The following is a 17,571-nucleotide window of genomic DNA, read 5'->3' on the forward strand; positions in this document are numbered from 1 at the left end:
CTTATTGTATTGTGATGGTTTTGTCTGTCTTTTGGCTAAACTGTCCGTACTTTGCACGCTTTATATAGTGTCCAGATCCCGGTGTGCCTACGAATTGTTTATTCTTGATGACATAATCTCCTCTTACAAGAACAGAAATAGGCTCGCCCGTTACTTCCATTCCTTCGAAAGCATTATAATCAACCGCCATATGGTGTGTTGATGCTGATAACGTTCGCTTTATTTCAGGATCGAATATTACGATATCTGCATCTGCTCCTACGGCAATCGAACCCTTATTTGGAAATAGTCCAAAGAGCTTAGCAGACCGTGTAGACGTAACATCAACGAAATGATTTAAAGAGATTCGTCCTTTTACAACACCTTCAGAGAATAAGATACTAAATCGATCCTCGATCATCGGTCCGCCATTCGGGATTTTTGTAAAGTCATCTCGACCTAAATCTTTTTGTCCCCTAAAATCAAATGAGCATTGGTCGGATCCAATCGTCTGAAGTTCACCTATTCTTAACGCATTCCATAACGCGTCTTGATTCCACTTTTCTCTAAGTGGCGGACTCCATACATACTTCGCACCTTCAAAATTAGGTTTCTCTAGATATGATTGATCAAGAACTAAATATTGTGGACATGTTTCACCATAGATATCATAGCCTTTCTTTCTTGCTTCTGCGATTTTGTCAGCGGCTTCTTTACAGCTCACGTGAACCACATATAGCTGAGAGTTTGCGAGTCCTGTTAGTTGTGCCGCACGACCGGTGGCTTCCCCTTCGACTTCAGGAGGTCTTGTAAGTGCATGGTAGATCGGTTCAGTCTTGCCTTTAGAAAGGGCATCTTTCGTTAAATATTCGATGACGTCACCGTTTTCAGCGTGCACCATAACTAGAGCTCCAAGCTCTTTAGCAGCTAGAAGCGTTCGATAGAGGGTTTCATCGTCTGATTGAAACACATTTTTATAGGCCATGAAGACTTTAAAAGATGTAATGCCTTCATTTTTTATAATTTCAGGCAGTTCCTTCAGTACTGAATCATTGATCTCACTGATCATCAAATGGAAGCTATAATCGATCACAGATTTATCTTTTGATTTGGCATGCCATGTTTTTACGGCGTCTGCTAACGGTTTACCTTTTTCAGTCAAACAGAAATCGATAATAGAGGTTGTCCCACCAAAAGCTGCTGCGATCGTTCCTGTTTCAAAGTCATCTTTTGTAACAGTTCCGCCAAACGGCATTTCGAGGTGTGTATGAGGGTCTATCCCACCAGGAAATACGTAGCAACCTTTGGCATCGATTTCCTCTGCTCCATCCTCATTCAATGAGCTGCCTATCATCGCAATTTTACCGTCTTTGATGAGTAGATCCGCCTGGTAGGTTTCACTTGCAGTAACGATCGTGCCATTTCGAATTATTTTGTTCATGATAAATCCCCTTTACTTTGTAATTTTACTGTCTTTTAACGCACCTAAAAGCGACTGCCGATCGTTCCATGTCATCACAGGTAGTTCATGGGGGACTTCGATCATATCGATCGCACCATCCACTGGACAAACGATCGAACATAGATTACACCCAACACAATCTTCTTCTCTTACACGGAGGATAGGGTTTCCACCCTCATCCTGTAATCGATCGATGCATTGATGAGAAGTATCCTCACAAGCAATATGACACTTATTACAATTGATACACACATCATTATTGATCCGAGCTACCACATTATAATTTAGATCAAGATTTCCCCAATCTGAATAGGTGGGTACTGACTTTCCAATAATGTCTTGAATCGATAAGATTCCTCTATCATCGAGGTAGTTTGATAATCCTTCAACAAGGTCTTCGATAATACGAAAGCCGTGATGCATAGCGGCCGTGCAAATTTGTACGTTACTTGCTCCCATCAACATAAATTCTACGGCGTTCTGCCAGTTAGAAACGCCACCCATCCCAGAGATTGGCACGTTGATACGGCTGCTTCTCGCACACTCACTTACCATATTTAAAGCGATCGGCTTAACAGCAGGTCCACAATATCCACCGTGAGCTCCTTTCCCACTTACATTGGGAATCGGAAGCCATGTATCGATATCAACTCCTGCTAAACTATTGATCGTGTTTATCATACTTACGGCGTCTGCTCCACCTCTTACCGCTGCTTCTGCAGTTGCAGTGATATCTGTTATGTTCGGCGTTAACTTAACGATAACCGGTGTTCCTGCGGCTTCTTTCGCCCAGGCCGTTTGCTTTTCTACAAGGTCTGGAACTTGACCTGATGCTGAGCCCATGCCACGTTCAGCCATACCATGAGGACATCCAAAGTTTAACTCTAGACCGTCTACTCCTACAGCTTCAACTTTCTTTACGATTTCATGCCATGCTTCCTGTTTCGGTTCTACCATTAACGATGCGACTACAGCATGTTCAGGGAAGCGTTTTTTCGTTTCATAGATTTCTTTTAAATTCACTTCAAGAGGCCGGTCCGTAATCAGTTCGATGTTATTAAACCCAGCTACTCTCTGACCATTAAAGGAAACTGCTGCATATCTTGATGAAACGTTTAGAATAGGGTCACCGAGCGTTTTCCATACGGCTCCTCCCCATCCTGCCTCAAATGCACGCTGCACTTGATATCCTGAATTTGTGGGTGGAGCTGAAGCTAACCAAAACGGATTTGGTGATGTTATTCCAGCAAGGTTTGTTCTTAAATCTGCCATATACATTCTCCTTTCTACGCGGAATACATTTCTTTTAAACTTTCGTGTACATGGTACGCAGCTGTTTTTCCTTGCTGAGCAGCTGATACGACCATCGCTTCTCCTTGTCCCTTGCCGAAAATCACGTCACCGCAAGCGTAAACCCGTGAATTTGACGTTTGCATGGAATCTTTATTGATCAAAATGACACCATCATGATGAGCTAAGCCTAACTTTTCAATAAAATCAGTGTGACGCTTTTGTCCAATCGCTTTAACCACAGCATCACATTCGATGATAAACTCAGAATCTGGCACTGGCTCTGGTCTTTTCCTACCGTCACTTGATGCCTCGCCTAACTGCATCTTGACGCATTTTAACCCTTTAACGTTACCATCAGCGTCACCTACTATTTCGATCGGCTGTGTTAGCCAACGAAATTCTACGCCGTCTTGTTTTGCAAACTCATATTCAAAGTCGTATGCAGTCATCTCTTTCTCTGTACGTCTGTAGATGATCTTCACATTTTCTGCACCAAGCCGTACAGAGCATGTTGCACCATCGATCGCGGTATTACCTGCACCGATCACGACGACCTTCTTGCCTTCTAGATGAGTGGGAAATGGAGAAGACTTTGTACTTCTCACAAGTTCGATCGCATCATGAACTCCATTAAATGTTTCACCAGGTACGTTAAGATTCGGTACATTCCCCATACCGATCGCAAGAATAACTCTTTCATTTGTTTTAAGAAGTTCATCAAATTCGATATCTTTCCCTACTCTAACTCCTGTGTTTATCGTGACGCCGAGCTGTTCGACCTGCTCTACTTCCCATAGAGAGATCTTCTTAGGAAGCCTGAAAGAAACGATTCCGAATGTGTCTAAACCACCAGCTTCTTTTTCCGCTTCATAAACAGTTACATCATAACCAAGTAATGCTAGCTCTCTCGCAGCAGATAGGCCGCCGGGGCCACCTCCTACAATACCTACTTTTTTGCCGTTAGGTTCCCCTTTCTTAAATAACACTTGATCGTTTTTAATTGCCCAGTCTGTCGCATACCGCTGTAAATTACCTATCAAGATCGGTTTCGTAGAGTGATTTAATACACAAGCCCCTTCACAAAGCTCTTCAGTAGGACAGACCCTCGAACAACTAGCTCCTACAGGGTTCGCTGTCATAATTGTTGTAGCAGAACCCTTCATGTTACCTGATGCGATTTTCTTAATAAACGATGGAATATCGATTCCTGTTGGACAAGCGTTTATACAGGGAGCATCATAGCAATAAAGACACCTGTTTGCTTCATTTAATGCCTCTTGATTAGAGAGTGGCAACTCAACTTCTTTGAAATTAGCTGTAAACTTGTCAGGTAAAGGCGATTCAACAGTACTCATGAACGTGTCCCCCTTCATTAAAATAAAAAGCAGGTGTATTTCATGCCTACACCTGCTGCTCATTATTACGGTAACAATGACGTCATTTCATTATAGGTTTCCGGTCTTCGATCACGGTAAAACTGCCATAAATCACGAACTTCACGAATCAACTTCTTATCCACTACTCCGATGATGACTTCGTCTTGATCACGTGATCCTGTCGCAACAAAGTTCCCCCTAGGATCAACGAGGTACGATTGACCATAGAACTCCCCCATGTTCCATGGTCCTTCCATACCTACCCGATTGATTGCTCCGAGGTAATAGCCGTTTGCAACAGCATGTGCAGGCTGCTCGAGCTTCCACAAATACTCCGATAATCCTGCAACTGTAGCAGAAGGATTGAATACGATCTCAGCACCATTCAATCCTAGCAGTCGTGCGCCTTCAGGAAAGTGCCTGTCATAACAAATATAAACCCCTACTTTCCCAAATGCGGTATCAAATACGGGATAACCAAGGTTTCCTGGTTTAAAATAGTACTTCTCCCAAAAACCGTGTCCGTTATCACCAACCGCTACCTGAGGTATGTGCTGTTTACGATATTTACCGAGATATGAACCATCTGCATCAATTACTGCTGCTGTATTGTAGTAGGTTGAAATGCCCTCTCGTTCATAAATAGGAAGAACAATAACGATTCCTAGATCTCGTGCAACAGCCTGAAATCGCTTCGTAGTCGGTCCATCTGGAATTTCTTCTGCAGCGTCATACCACTTTTTGTTTTGTTCAGCACAAAAGTAAGGTCCATAGAAGATCTCCTGTAAACAGACGATCTGTGCGCCACGTTCACTTGCTTCCTGCACCAACTTTAAGTGTTTTTCTATCGCTACCTCTTTATGCTTTTCTACTTCTTCATTTCCATCAACATCGTTTTTAGCCTGAATTAAGCCTATTTTTACTGAATCAGACATATGTACGATCCTCCTTTGACCGTCCTTGTAATTGACTGAATTTTCTTTCTATAAAAAGTGTAGAAGATTGTTGTAGATGAAGCACTATACATAATGTAAAATCGTTTCTTCAAAAAACGTTCAAAGTGTCGTAAAAAAAAAGACTCACATGATGTGAGCCTAACCTATAAACCTGTCATTGTATTTCTTACTTGGAAGCATGCATGAATCTCTTTTACCGAACAATGCATATCTTTTTTTCGCGATCACATCGTACATTTTATCTCTAATGAAGACAGGAAGAATACGAATGATTCTAATGAAGTTAAAAACGCCCCCTAGTCTTTTACATATGTAGAGAACAGCTCTAGATTTATAATAAACGCGTCCATCAGCAATGACGATGATACTATCTGGTATCTCTTCTACATCAGCATTCTTCAACAATTCGGCAGCAACTTCTGATTGAAGCGATGCGAATTTGAAAACACTTTGCTTGTCATGCTTCAACATAAACTGAACGAGTCCATTACATAGATTACATACACCATCGAATAAGATGATGGGATTATTACGATCAGTCATCAAAACCCTCCTTACATGTTCAATACTTCACATTCTTATCATACCATTTCTTTCTAGTTCTTCTCTATAGATATGCTATAATTTTTCTGGTAACGAAACTATACAGTTAGGATGTTCTCATATGTACCCTACTCAATCACTCAGAGACAAACTAAAATTATTAGTAACCGTGTTATATCCAATCCTCATCACACAACTCGGACTATACTCGATGAATTTTTTCGACACACTTATGAGTGGTAGAGCTGGTGCCGGTGATCTCGCTGGTGTAGCGATCGGATCAAGTTTATGGGTGCCTGTATTCACTGGATTGAGTGGGATTTTGCTTGCTATTACCCCTATCGTTTCTCACTATATAGGAGCAAATCAAGAAGATCGCGTCTCATTTTCAGTCTTACAAGGGATCTATTTATCGATCGCCTTATCAGTACTCATCTTAATAGGTGGAGGAATTGCTCTAAATCCTCTTCTATCGCTAATGGACTTAAATGACCACGTGCAATATGTTGCGAAAGGGTATCTAATTGGTTTATCTTTCGGGATTCTTCCCCTTTTTATTTATTCAGTCCTAAGAAGTTTTATCGATGCACTCGGTCAAACAAGAACAACGATGATCATTACACTCTTGTCACTTCCTATCAACATATTCTTCAATTATGTATTGATTTTCGGTAAGTTTGGCTTTCCAAAACTCGGTGGGATCGGTGCAGGGTATGCTTCTGCGATCACCTATTGGTTCATTTTAATAATCAGCTTATTCTTTATCTTAAAAGTACGCCCATTTCGAACGTTCGACTTGTTTAAACGCTGGTATGGTGTATCACTATCCACTTGGATCGAACAACTGAAAATAGGAGTTCCAATAGGGTTTTCAATCTTCTTTGAAGTTAGTATTTTTGCAGCAGTTACGTTATTGATGAGTGCATACTCTACAGAGACGATAGCAGCTCACCAGGCTGCTATCAACTTTGCTTCGCTTTTATATATGATTCCATTAAGTATTTCGATGGCATTAACCATCGCTGTTGGTTTTGAAGTTGGCGGAAAACGGTTTCGTGATGCTAAAGTGTATGGGTATCTAGGTATTGGATTTGCTGTTGGGATGGCATTGTTATCAGCGTTCATACTCTTTTTCTTCAATGATGCCATAGCGGGTTGGTATACGAGTGACAGGGAAGTTTTCGAATTGATCAAGGTGTTCCTGATCTATGCTGTATTCTTCCAACTTTCAGATGCGATTGCTGCTCCTATACAGGGGGCATTACGCGGTTACAAAGACGTGAACATCACGCTTCTCATGAGCCTCATCTCATACTGGATCGTCGGACTTCCTTCAGGGTATGTTCTGGCTAAATTCACTTCATTCGGACCTTATGGGTATTGGATCGGATTAAGCTCGGGCCTCCTTGTTGCTGCGATCACATTGTTTTTACGATTACGCTTCTTACAAAATAGAATGTCCCAAAAGGCATACACATAAAAAAATGCGTCCCGAATTCGGGACGCATTTCTGTTTTAATTATACATTTTCTCAGCTTTAGCTTGTAACGCTTCATCTTCTAGGTATTCATCGTAAGTTGATTCTTTATCGATGACACCATTTGGAGTAATTTCGATTACTCTGTTCGCAATCGTTTGGACGAACTGATGGTCATGACTCGTAAAGATAAGAGAGCCTTTAAAGTTGATGAGACCATTGTTCAGTGCCGTGATCGATTCTAGATCAAGGTGGTTCGTCGGATCGTCAAGTAGAAGGACGTTTGAACCACTAAGCATCATTTTAGAAAGCATACAACGTACCTTCTCTCCTCCGGAAAGGACGCTTGCCTTCTTGTGAACTTCCTCACCTGAGAATAGCATTCTTCCTAAGAAACCACGAAGGAAACTCTCTGTTTGATCTTCAGGAGAATACTGTCTCAACCATTCTACAAGGTTCAGATCCTGTCCTTCAAAGTAATCGGAATTATCTTTCGGGAAGTATGCTTGAGACGTCGTGATTCCCCACTTATACGTACCGCTATCTGCTTCCATTTCACCCATCAAAATCTTCATTAGTACTGTGTTCGCAATCTCGTTTCTACCAACAAGTGCCACTTTGTCATCCTTGTTAAGACGGAAGCTAACATTATCTAGTACTTTCACACCGTCGATCGTCTTCGTTAACCCGTCTACAACAAGAAGGTCGTTTCCGATCTCACGGTTTGGTGTAAACGCGACGTAAGGATACTTACGAGAAGAAGGTTTAATGTCATCAAGCGTGATCTTATCAAGCAACTTCTTACGAGATGTTGCTTGCTTTGATTTAGAAGCGTTCGCACTAAACCTTGCAACGAAGGCTTGAAGTTCTTTAATCTTTTCTTCCTTCTTCTTGTTTTGGTCCTCTTTCATCTTACGAGCAAGCTGACTAGACTCATACCAGAAATCATAGTTACCTACGTAAATCTGGATTTTACCGAAGTCAAGGTCTGCCATATGCGTACAAACTTTGTTTAAGAAGTGACGGTCGTGGGAAACGACGATAACCGTGTTTTCAAAGTTGATCAAGAACTCTTCAAGCCACTGAATCGCTTTAAGATCAAGGTTGTTCGTCGGCTCATCAAGTAAAAGGATGTCAGGAGAACCGAACAGCGCTTGAGCAAGCAAAACTTTTACCTTTTCAGAACCAGGTAAGTCTGCGAGCTTCTTATGGTGAAGGTCTTCTGAAATTCCAAGTCCAGTTAGCAATACTGCTGCGTCAGATTCTGCTTCCCAACCGTTAAGTTCAGCAAATTCTCCTTCAAGCTCAGCAGCTTTCATGCCATCTTCATCAGAGAAATCTTCTTTCATATAGATCTCATTTTTTTCCTTCATGACTTCATATAAACGAGCATGACCCATAATAACCGCATCAAGCACTTCATACTCTTCGTACTCAAAGTGGTTCTGCTTTAAGACTGCAAGACGCTCGTCTTTCCCCATACTTACGTCTCCAGTTTGAGGTTCAACTTCACCGGAAAGAATTTTAAGGAAAGTTGATTTACCAGCACCGTTCGCTCCGATCAAACCATAGCAGTTGCCCGGAGTGAATTTAATATTTACATCTTCAAAAAGCTTACGATCACCATACCGTAAGCTAACATCAGTAACGTTAATCATTTAGGTCGTATTCCTCCATCTATAATTAATATACAGGGTATTATAACATGTTCGAGCTCGAATAGATATGAACCTCAACAGATTATGTGATCGGATAGATCCAGAACGATTCTTGCTTAATGAACTTTAACATCTCAGAATTGAGATCGAGCGTGCCATCCTTAAGCCTCGGTACCATCGCTTCCGTTTGCGATCTGTGTGCTTCGATGGTTTTTATTTTCGTTTCCATAACATCAGTTACATCGAATACGCGATCGGGTTTCCCTAGTACCTCTTCTCTTTCAGGAGTGATGGGTAAACCATAAATCGTTGGTCGCTTTTCATGTGGTATACGTTTGACAGCCTCCACAACAGCATGCCCGCATGCATCGTGATCCGGATGGATGCCATGCCCTGGGTAAAATGTGATGATTAATGAAGGTTGTAGTTCGTCGATCAACCTTCCTATCGACGAGACAAGAAGTTCTGGATCTTCAAATTCTAGCGTCTTGTCTCTAAAACCAAGCATACGAAGGTCTTTCACACCCATCGCTTTACAAGCATTTAGAAGCTCTTCCTTTCTTACTTCGGGAAGCGTTTCTCTTGTTGCGAAAAATGGATTCCCCATGTTCCTACCCATTTCTCCAAGTGTGGCACATGCATAGGTTACAGGTACACCATCTTGAACAAATTTCGTCATAACCCCGGCTGTCCCAAATGCTTCATCATCTGGATGAGGAAATATCACTAATACTTGCTTTTCCATTTTTTCTCCCCCCTTATTCGAACGGTGTATGGCTGAGTTGAACAGCAATAGCTAATCGTCCGCTATCATCGTGACCAGCCATCAGAAGTCTTCCTTTATTATCGAGTTGATAGTCTGTTAACCCTTCAGCATACATCCATCCTTCATCTAATTTAAAACCGATTCTGTAAGGACCTGCTCCTGCGATCTTAACGTTTGTAAATCGAACAGAACCGTTCCTTATATATGCACCGACAGATAGTTTTTCTTTATTTTGTGCTGCATAGGCACCACTCGTCGTTTCAAGGTGCAGATATACTTGTTGATTCTCAAATTTTTCAAGTAGTTCTTGTACATGTTCTATTTGTATTGCCTTCATGACATTTGCTCCTTTTTTAAGGCAGATTAACTAAAACTAGTATAGCTCATCTCTTCTTTACGGTAAAACGATACACAATCGACAGTTTGCAAAAAGGTGTTATTAGACAAGATAGGTTTTATTCCGTTATAGTTAACTGTTGAATGTATGCGAAATTGATTTATGCGGAGGGAACAGCAATGAATATCAATGAAGAATATAACATCCCGAATGAAATAAAAGAAAGAATTGAAAAACGACAAAAAGAAGCGAGCGATACCGACTCCTATTTAATAGGTTCAAAAGGCTATACAGCCCCTGACTCATCAATCGTAAAGGACGCAGTAACAGCATTGATTCTAGGAAAAAATGTTCTATTAAAAGGTCCGACTGGTGCTGGTAAAACAAAACTCGCAGAGCTCATCAGCTACATGTTCAACCAACCGATGTATTCGATCAACTGTTCAGTTGATTTAGATGCTGAAGCACTCCTAGGATATAAGACATTGTCTTATGACGATCAGAACAATGCTCATATTACGTTTGTGCCTGGACCTGTTGAAAACGCGATGAAGAAAGGACAGCTACTCTATATCGATGAAATAAATACAGCTAAAGCGGAAACACTACCGATTCTGAACGGAGTACTCGATTATAGACGAATGGTATTGAATCCTTTCACAGGAGAAACGGTTAGAGCAAAAGAAAACTTTGGCGTTATCGCTGCGATCAACGAAGGTTACATCGGAACCGCACCACTAAATGAAGCTTTGAAAAACCGTTTCATCGTCATCGAGGTTCCATACTTAGAAGGTAAAGCCCTTAAAGAGATGCTACAAGATCAATCGTTACTTTCTGAATCAACCCTACTCGATCACTTCGTTACGCTATCTTCTGATCTTCAATCGAAAGTAATCGATGGTCAGATTTCAGAAGAAGCAGCTTCTACCCGTTCTTTACTAGATGCTTGTGATCTTACGACTTACATGGAACCAAGAAGAGCCATCAAACGGGCGATTACAGATAAACTTGAGGATGAACGGGAAAAAGCAGCAGTTGAAAACATTGCAGAAACGATTTTTGGTCGCTATCAGGAGACAATATAAATGAAGTTTTTAAATTTTGCTGAGAATCAGACGGATCCTTTTCTGCATCTTTCACTATCTGACCTAGCAGAAACCTTGAGTAACAGCGAAATTGATGTGCAATTTGCCTTTCATTCTTACTATAGGCCTGAAGAAAGCTTAGTGACAGTGAGCCATTACTGGAACGATATTTTTGATGGTTCGCAGTTTGATGGAATGAAGAGCGATGTATACTTACGCTCACTCGGTAATGTACACAATACCGATTATGTGGAAGTCGACAAGTATCTTTTCAACCTACACAATCGATCATATCCGCTATTTCGTAAGCAATTGTTTTCTCTTCTAGAAGATATACGTCTAGAAGCGATTTGTATTAATAGAAGACCTGGAACGGCTTACGCTTTTGAAACGAGAAAACGTTTATTTCAGAAGCGATTTAGAGGAAGAATGGAAGTCCACGTTCGACAGCAGCAGCATCTTGATGCGCTTTTCTGTGCAATCTACCTTCAAGCAATCGGCAAACCAGTCGCATTGAACGACCACTTATCGCCTTATAAACCTTATATCAGGCATATGATTACTGAAATAAACAAAGCAGGGAGTACTGCGGATGTGGCTAAACTCGCTGAACTGTTTTCTGATGAATTGAGCGGAGATTTGAAGGATATGACAACCGAGTACCTCACGATGTATGGAAAGTCTTCTAAACCTGAAATTGTCACGGAAGAGCAAGCTCCAGAGCTCAAAAATGAGGACACACTAGAAACGAGCGATAATGAAGACAAAGAGTCTCATGATGAAGAGTTGAATACTTGGCATGAAGAACAAGAGCAAGAAGGTTCTAATTTTCTTCAGTTCGATCTAGAAGAAGGTGCGAAATCAGATCTCATCGGTGAAGGTGAGCGTAAAGAAGAGTCTGGAGATCAAGCCTTTGTTAGTGTACAAGGTGCTTCTAAACAGTCTGAAGGAAGTCAGTTTGATGAGGAAGAGATTTTGAAAAACAATAATACCGCCTCATCTTCAAAAGAAGCACCGCTTGGAGAAGCAAACAAATTCGTCAAAGAAAAACAACGAGAATCAGAAAAACCTACTGAAGATGAAAAGGCAGCGTATCGTACTGCTAAAGGTGAAATCCAGTATGCTGAGAAATCACTAAGAAGTGCTATTCAAAAAACGATCGAACAGAAACAGATCGCTCCACGAAGTGATCTACACTTTGGGCGATTGAACAGAAAACTCCTTAGACTAGTCACAGATAAGAACCCAAGATTATTCTATAAGAAGAATGCACCTAGCACGAAGCTTGATGTGACTTTCTCTCTCCTAGTCGATTGTTCTGCTTCTATGTATGACAAAATGGAAGAAACACGGCTTGGCATCACGCTGTTTCACGAGACGCTGAAGGGGCTTGATATCAAACACTCGATTACGGGATTTTATGAAGATGCGTTTGAAGCAGATGATGAACAGCAGCCGAACACTCTTTTTAACGTGATCGACTACAACCGCTCTACTCTTCCTAATGTAGGTCCTGCTATTATGCAGCTCGAACCAGAGGAAGATAATCGTGATGGCTATGCGATTCGTAAAGCCGCTCAGGAACTACAGAGCCGTCATGAAAAGCATAAGATTCTCATCGTCTTCACAGATGGCGAGCCTTCTGCTTATGATTATAGTGAAAATGGAATTATCGACACGCATGAAGCAGTTAACAACACTAGGAAGCAAGGGATTGAAGTGATCGGTGTCTTTCTTTCAAATGGTGAACCACAGGAGAAAGAAAAAAACACGATGAAGAACATCTATGGAACGCAAAGCCTTGTCATTCCTTCTGCTCAAGATATTCCTGCTTACCTCACACCACTGTTAAAACGCTTGTTATTACGATTTGTATAGTTATCAAAAACGCGTCCGATTTGGACGCGTTATTTCTTTAGCTGCTTATAAATATCAACGAGTTCTTCAAGACTCATCCTGACGAGACCACTTGTTGAAGGAGCGACGAAATCTCTTGTGCCTTCAACCTGATTATGCTGTTGAAACCCCCAACTCACTTTTTTAATTCCTGAAAACTTTTGGTATACACCTTTGCCAACGAAACAATTTATTCTTGGTCGATACAGCTTAATTTTTTTGAGGAGCTGTTTTCTGCCTCGGTTGTAGTCCTCAGTCGTTAATTCTTTAACACCTCTTGTCGGCCGATCAACAATGTTTGTCAAACCATATCCGTATCGAAGCAATCGACCGTCTTCTTCTGGCTTTAGCTGCCGGTCTGTTAATCCTGAACGGTATAATACTGAGTAAAACCGATTCGTAGGGTTTGCATAATGATGCCCTACTTCTTCTGATTTAAGCCCAGGGTTAAAACCTATGAAAATGATTTGTAAGTTCATATCAAGGTGATCGGGAAGCATAGCACCCCTCCTATAGTTCTATAATTCCGTAATGAAACTTTGAAGTTTTTCGGATTTGCTGGTCAAACCCTAGTTGATCGAATCGGTCGCTTTTCCAGAAATCTTTAAGTACGATCCTTTTCCTTGCTACGCGTTTCGCTTCTTTTACCATCTCAATCGTTAAATCATCGTATATCGCTACGTTTCGAATGCCTTGTACACCGTCAGACTGAAGGATCGTCTCTTCAAACATAGGGTCAAAGTAAACCACGTCATAGGCGTTATCTGGAATGGTAGGCAATACTTCTTCATATCTTTTTAACGTTATCGATACTCTGCTCATCGCCGCGTCTATTTGTTCGTTACCCGTCTTCCACTTCTTCAACCCTTCTTGGAGTAAAATTCCAAGTAATGAACCCTCGCATGCATCTACCATGCCACTCGAGCCCGTTGCTAAGCTCCCTACGATACTATCTGAAGCTAGTCCTGCTGTGCAGTCCAGTAAGCTCATTCCTTCTCTTAATCCACAAGCTTCAACAAATGGATCGCTATTTCCTTTCATAAGGGACTTGCAGCGGAACATAGCGGAGTTTGGGTGAAAGAAGATCGGCTCTCTGCTATCTACATATAAAACTAACTTGTTATTTCCAACTACGAGGATTGGTTGTTGAGTCTCGTTTAAAAGTTCGTTTACGGAACGTTTTCTTCTATTTATGTAATGACCATTATAAGTATGTGCTAATCGTTTTGCTTCTTCTATGGAGGAAGAGGTAGGTCTTCCTGCTGTAGTATAGATCATGTTCTAACCTCTTTTCTATCTAACTATCATACAATAAAATGTCTAAATAGAAGAGGACAAAAAGAGGTAAAAGTAGTTAGTTAAAAAAAGCAGTCGGCAGACTGCTTTTTTTAGAATTTAGAATTATACCATCGAGCCGCTTCCTCGACCTCTTGTTTTGTCAGCTGGTGGCCCATTCTCTCCCAGTGAACGGTTACGTCTGCTCCTGCCTCTGTAAGAATGTTCTTCAATTCGACCGTTTCTTCTGATGAACAAATTGGATCATTTTCTCCTGCACCGATAAAGATCGGTGTATTGGTTAAATCGGATGTCAAACCACGAATCGGAACCATAGGGTGATGTAAGATCGCTGCTCTTAGAGAATTGCTATCATGAAGTAGTAAGCTTCCGGCAATATTCGCTCCGTTTGAATATCCGATCGCGATCACGTTATCTCGATCAAAACCGTATTTCTTTGAAGCATCGGTAATAAAATCGTTTAATTCTTTTGTACGCTCTACTAAGTCTTTTTCGTCAAAAACGCCTTCAGCTAGTCTTTTGAAAAACCTTGGCATCCCGTTCTCAGACACGTTTCCTCTTACACTTAAATAGGAGTTCTCTGGTGCTATGAGGTTTGCGAGTGGTACAAGATCTTCTTCTGTACCACCTGTTCCATGTAGGAGCAGCAGTGTTGGCTTCGTTGAGTCACCTTGTTTAAAGATGTGTTTCATACTTCATCACCTTCCAGTACTCTAGCTTCAGCTGGTTCTAATACACGTTCAATCTGCGTCCTTTTCTCTTCTAACCATGGAGGCAAGAGAAGGTTTTTCCCCATTTCTGTTGGGTCTTCATCTCTTGCAAAACCTGGAGGGTCAGTAGCGATTTCAAATAGTATGCCGCCTTCCTCTCTAAAGTAAATCGCATTGAAATATTGTCGATCGATTACAGGCGTAGGTTTGTATCCTTTCTCTTCGATATGTGTTCTCCAAGATTCATGATCTTCAAAATCATTTGCTCGCCAAGCAATATGATGAACTGTACCAGAACCGAGTGACCCTGCTTGGAGCCTTGTTTTCTTTACATCTACGGTGTTTCCTATCGTGCCGCTCGATTTAAATCTAACAAAGTCTCCTTCTTCAGCCACTCGTTTAAACCCGAGTACTTCTTCCAATACCTTATTTGTAGCTTCAGGGTGACCTGAAAGAAGTGTGGCACCTCCAAATCCTTTTATTGCATGTGAAGAATCGACACCTCCAAAGCTCCATGTGTTCCGTTCACCTTCTTCTCGTTCAACGAGTTCAAGATGTAACCCATGTGGATCATCAAACTCTAATACACGCTCACCAAATCTAATTCGTTCACTGTTTGTGACATTAAATTTATCTAATCGCTGTTTCCAGAAAGCTAAGCTTCCTTCTGGAATGACAAAACTCGTAACACCTACTTGCCCGGACCCTATCCTGCCTTGGTGCGCATTTGACCACGGGAAGAATGTCATGATCGTGCCAGGTGCTCCTTCCTCATTACCAAAATACAAGTGATAAGTACCAGGATCATCGAAGTTTACAGTTTTTTTAACTAAACGTAAACCTAATACGCCGCTATAGAAATCAACATTTTCTTGAGGGTTTCCTACAATAGCCGTTATATGATGTATTCCAGTTGTATGCTTCATAGTAAACATTCTCCTTTACTAGTTATGGTTGCAATGATTCCCTTTATTTGAATCAATTAATCTTCAAATTATCTTTAATTCGAGATATTCGACTTAAGTGTATTAAACTTTATCACTACTGTCAAATGTTTTGGATTCCGTGTATAGGACAACCCTCTATTACACCATGCTAGATGTAAAGGAGTGATGTTATGCTAAGTATATATGAGGCTTTAACCATCATGATCAGTTTTTCGGCCCTGGTACTCGCCATCGTTCACTCTAAAGATCGATCGTCCTAAGAAAACAGAAAACCACTCCTAACAAGGAGTGGTTTTCAAACTGTTACGGTAACACTGTTTTATTCATAAGGTAGCGATCGACTTCTCTAGCGGCTCCTCGGCCTTCATTGATCGCCCAAACGATCAAGCTTTGTCCTCTTCGAACATCCCCGGCTGCAAAGACGCCATCGATATTTGTTCGATAATCGTCAAACTCAGCTTTTGCGAGTTTTCTATCGTCCTGTTCGATCTCGAAATGTTCAAGCACCCCTTCTTCGGGTCCAGTAAATCCGATTGCGATCAACACAAGGTCGACTGGCCATACTTTTTCAGTACCAGGTAACTCTTTCATAAACACGTTACCGCGCTTATCGACGTGTTTTTCAATCGTAACGGTATGAAGTTCTTTTACATTACCATTTTCATCTCCAACAAATTTCTTCGTCATGATCGAATATTGTCTAGGATCATCCCCGTGGTTTGCTGCAGCTTCCTCGTACGCATAGTCAAGCGTGAAAATCTTAGGAAATTCAGGCCATGGATTATCGATCATTCGATCAGCAGTAAGCTGAGGGTGCTTACCGAATTGGTGGACACTCTTACAGCCGTGTCGTAAAGAAGTCGCAACACAGTCTGCACCAGTATCTCCCCCACCGATTACGATGACATGCTTATCTTCAGCTGAAACGTACTGCTTATCTTCTAGCTTTGAGTCTAGTAAGCTCTTTGTATTTTTCTTTAAGTAATCCATCGCATAGTGAATGCCACCAAGCTTTCGTCCTTGTATTGGCAAATCGCGATGTTTTTGAGCGCCTGTACATAGAATGACAGCATCATGCTGTTTCTTAAGCTCTTCTCGAGAAATATCTTCACCGATTTCAGTATTTGTAACAAAACGCACGCCTTCTTCAGCGAGGAGCTTCACTCTACGTTCGACTAATTCTTTGTCTAGTTTCATATTTGGAATTCCATACATTAGCAAACCACCGATACGATCATCACGTTCATAAATGGTTACTGAGTGTCCTGCTTTGTTCAATTGGTCTGCAGCTGCTAAACCAGCTGGTCCTGATCCAACTACTGCAATTTTCTTCCCTGTTCTCTTCTTAGGTGGTTTCGGAACCATCCACCCTTCCTTGAACCCACGATCGATGATTTCTTTTTCAATACTTTTGATCGCAACTGCATCACTAGGGATAGCTGCTACACAGGCACCTTCACAAGGAGCGGGACACACTCTACCTGTAAACTCAGGAAAGTTATTCGTTTTTAAAAGACGATCAAGCGCCTCTTTCCACTTTCCTTCGTAAACAAGGTGGTTCCACTCTGGGATAAGGTTATAGAGCGGGCATCCAGAGGCATTGCCGTTTAATTCGATACCAGAGTGGCAGAACGGAGTGCCGCAGTCCATGCAGCGAGCACCCTGTTCTTTCAGTTTTTCTTCAGATTGAGGTAGCTGGTACTCTCCCCAGTCTTTCAATCTAGTCAATGGATCTCGTTCACTAATCTTTTCTCTCGGATAGTCTATGAATCCTGTTGGTTTACCCAAAC

At 41.4% G+C, this 17,571-nt stretch carries 17 protein-coding genes; 4 read left to right on the forward strand and 13 right to left on the reverse strand.

The window, feature by feature from the left end:
* Nucleotide 1 precedes the first annotated feature (1 nt).
* The 5 genes from hydA to ACXADT_RS13625 all read right to left on the reverse strand — a co-directional run bounded on the left by hydA (nt 2) and on the right by ACXADT_RS13625 (nt 5,609).
* Nucleotides 2-1,420, reverse strand: a complete 1,419-nt coding sequence (gene hydA / locus ACXADT_RS13605) for a dihydropyrimidinase (protein ID WP_474831609.1) — start codon at nt 1,418-1,420, stop codon at nt 2-4.
* A gap of 12 nt (nt 1,421-1,432) precedes the next feature.
* Nucleotides 1,433-2,713, reverse strand: coding sequence for an NAD-dependent dihydropyrimidine dehydrogenase subunit PreA (gene preA / locus ACXADT_RS13610; protein ID WP_474831610.1), 1,281 nt, complete (start codon nt 2,711-2,713; stop codon nt 1,433-1,435).
* 14 nt (nt 2,714-2,727) lie between these two features.
* Entirely contained in the window at nt 2,728-4,089 is a 1,362-nt protein-coding gene (locus ACXADT_RS13615; protein ID WP_474831612.1) for an NAD(P)-dependent oxidoreductase, read from the reverse strand.
* A gap of 65 nt (nt 4,090-4,154) precedes the next feature.
* Nucleotides 4,155-5,045 (reverse strand): nitrilase-related carbon-nitrogen hydrolase, encoded by an 891-nt coding sequence (locus ACXADT_RS13620; protein ID WP_270182143.1) that lies wholly within the window; start codon nt 5,043-5,045, stop codon nt 4,155-4,157.
* 159 nt (nt 5,046-5,204) lie between these two features.
* Nucleotides 5,205-5,609 (reverse strand): thiol-disulfide oxidoreductase DCC family protein, encoded by a 405-nt coding sequence (locus tag ACXADT_RS13625; protein ID WP_270182142.1) that lies wholly within the window; start codon nt 5,607-5,609, stop codon nt 5,205-5,207.
* A 121-nt stretch (nt 5,610-5,730) separates the two neighbouring features.
* Between ACXADT_RS13625 and ACXADT_RS13630 the strand changes: the two genes are divergently transcribed.
* Entirely contained in the window at nt 5,731-7,089 is a 1,359-nt protein-coding gene (locus ACXADT_RS13630) for an MATE family efflux transporter (RefSeq protein ID WP_474831614.1), read from the forward strand.
* Nucleotides 7,090-7,124: 35 nt separating this feature from the next.
* Here the strand turns inward: ACXADT_RS13630 and ACXADT_RS13635 are convergent, their stop codons facing one another.
* The 3 genes from ACXADT_RS13635 to ACXADT_RS13645 form a co-directional block, all read right to left on the reverse strand.
* Entirely contained in the window at nt 7,125-8,744 is a 1,620-nt protein-coding gene (locus ACXADT_RS13635) for an ABC-F family ATP-binding cassette domain-containing protein (RefSeq protein WP_270182140.1), read from the reverse strand.
* 82 nt (nt 8,745-8,826) lie between these two features.
* Nucleotides 8,827-9,489: a bacillithiol biosynthesis deacetylase BshB2 gene (gene bshB2 / locus ACXADT_RS13640; protein ID WP_270182139.1), complete on the reverse strand. Its 663-nt coding sequence runs from the start codon at nt 9,487-9,489 to the stop codon at nt 8,827-8,829.
* A gap of 13 nt (nt 9,490-9,502) precedes the next feature.
* Complete coding sequence (locus ACXADT_RS13645) at nt 9,503-9,847, reverse strand: YojF family protein (protein ID WP_474831616.1); 345 nt, start codon at nt 9,845-9,847, stop codon at nt 9,503-9,505.
* A 179-nt stretch (nt 9,848-10,026) separates the two neighbouring features.
* Here ACXADT_RS13645 and ACXADT_RS13650 point away from each other — a divergent pair, with 179 nt between their 5' ends.
* Together ACXADT_RS13650 and ACXADT_RS13655 are read left to right on the forward strand one after the other, a co-directional pair.
* The gene (locus ACXADT_RS13650; RefSeq protein WP_270182137.1) at nt 10,027-10,932 is read left to right on the forward strand and encodes an ATP-binding protein; all 906 of its coding nucleotides are present in this window, start codon (nt 10,027-10,029) and stop codon (nt 10,930-10,932) included.
* Nucleotides 10,933-12,810 (forward strand): vWA domain-containing protein, encoded by a 1,878-nt coding sequence (locus ACXADT_RS13655; RefSeq protein ID WP_474831619.1) that lies wholly within the window; start codon nt 10,933-10,935, stop codon nt 12,808-12,810.
* 29 nt (nt 12,811-12,839) lie between these two features.
* On the opposite strand, the gene mug is transcribed toward ACXADT_RS13655, so the two are convergent.
* The 4 genes from mug to ACXADT_RS13675 all read right to left on the reverse strand — a co-directional run bounded on the left by mug (nt 12,840) and on the right by ACXADT_RS13675 (nt 15,760).
* A complete protein-coding gene (gene mug / locus ACXADT_RS13660) occupies nt 12,840-13,328 on the reverse strand; it encodes a G/U mismatch-specific DNA glycosylase (protein WP_270182135.1) in 489 nt (162 codons plus the stop codon).
* 10 nt (nt 13,329-13,338) lie between these two features.
* Complete coding sequence (locus tag ACXADT_RS13665) at nt 13,339-14,106, reverse strand: class I SAM-dependent methyltransferase (RefSeq protein WP_270182134.1); 768 nt, start codon at nt 14,104-14,106, stop codon at nt 13,339-13,341.
* Between the two features lie 110 nt (nt 14,107-14,216).
* Nucleotides 14,217-14,816, reverse strand: coding sequence for an alpha/beta hydrolase (locus tag ACXADT_RS13670; protein WP_270182133.1), 600 nt, complete (start codon nt 14,814-14,816; stop codon nt 14,217-14,219).
* Nucleotides 14,813-15,760, reverse strand: coding sequence for a ring-cleaving dioxygenase (locus tag ACXADT_RS13675; protein ID WP_474831620.1), 948 nt, complete (start codon nt 15,758-15,760; stop codon nt 14,813-14,815). Before ACXADT_RS13675 ends, ACXADT_RS13670 begins: the two co-directional genes overlap by 4 nt.
* Nucleotides 15,761-15,951: 191 nt before the next feature.
* On the opposite strand from ACXADT_RS13675, the gene ACXADT_RS13680 reads away from it, so the two are divergent.
* On the forward strand, nt 15,952-16,041 hold the full coding sequence (locus ACXADT_RS13680) for a putative holin-like toxin (RefSeq protein ID WP_270182131.1): 90 nt from the start codon (nt 15,952-15,954) through the stop codon (nt 16,039-16,041).
* A gap of 43 nt (nt 16,042-16,084) precedes the next feature.
* On the opposite strand, the gene ACXADT_RS13685 is transcribed toward ACXADT_RS13680, so the two are convergent.
* Complete coding sequence (locus ACXADT_RS13685) at nt 16,085-17,569, reverse strand: glutamate synthase subunit beta (protein WP_270182130.1); 1,485 nt, start codon at nt 17,567-17,569, stop codon at nt 16,085-16,087.
* Nucleotides 17,570-17,571 lie beyond the last annotated feature (2 nt).

The organism is Anaerobacillus sp. ABR4_321 (assembly GCF_056158505.1).